Here is a 247-nt window from a genome sequence, read left to right as displayed (position 1 = left end):
GCCCAATTTGTCGAGCAGGGCATGGGTGTTGTCTGCCAGTTGCTGGAAGCTGTACTGGTAATACGCGGGTTTGCTGGAGGTGCAGAAGCCGACCTGGTCCGGGGCGATGACCCGGTAGCCGGCCTTGCTCAGGGCATTGATGGTGGTTTCCCAGGTGGCGGCGCAGAAGTTCTTGCCATGCATCAGCAGCACGCTGCGGCCGTTGGCCTGACCTTGGGCAGGCACGTCCATGTAGCCCATCTGCAGG

The 247-nt window shown here is 61.9% G+C and carries 1 protein-coding gene; it reads right to left on the bottom strand.

Annotated elements, in window-relative coordinates:
* Positions 1-247 (bottom strand): alpha/beta fold hydrolase (locus SB725_RS33125; RefSeq protein ID WP_410923690.1); only part of this gene is annotated, 247 nt, incomplete at both ends.

It is taken from the genome of Pseudomonas sp. SIMBA_041, assembly GCF_046535095.1.
In the GTDB taxonomy this organism is placed as follows: domain Bacteria; phylum Pseudomonadota; class Gammaproteobacteria; order Pseudomonadales; family Pseudomonadaceae; genus Aquipseudomonas; species Aquipseudomonas mucoides.
This window is presented reverse-complemented; position numbering and strand designations above follow the sequence as displayed.